Source organism: Proteus sp. LHD240705 (assembly GCF_047921555.1).
In the GTDB taxonomy this organism is placed as follows: domain Bacteria; phylum Pseudomonadota; class Gammaproteobacteria; order Enterobacterales; family Enterobacteriaceae; genus Proteus.
Map to the genome: position 1 here is coordinate 1 of NZ_JBLRMI010000057.1, position 280 is coordinate 280.

The 280-nt window shown below is 54.6% G+C and carries 1 pseudogene; it reads right to left on the reverse strand.

Annotation, left to right across the window (positions count from 1 at the left end):
- A pseudogene (locus ACNART_RS18010) lies at positions 1 to 280 on the reverse strand (hypothetical protein); the annotation flags it as partial.

Here is a 280-nt window from a genome sequence, read left to right on the forward strand (position 1 = left end):
GTTACCCGCTGGATCGGTAATTTCAGCCGTAACAGAGTAGTTACCGTCTGCCGTCACTTTATCTGCCGGAATAGTCACTTCGGCTTTCCCCGCAGTCACTTCATCCGCCGTCAGCGTATGTTCAACGGTGTCAGTGCTACCATCAGGTTTGGTGATCGTCAGGGTGAGTTTATCCCCTTCCGCACTGCCTGCTGGCACGGTCACTTCGGTTTGTACGCCGTCTTTCAACTCGTCAGCATTCACGCCGTCAGCTGCTTCTGGAATGGTCACCACCGGAGTC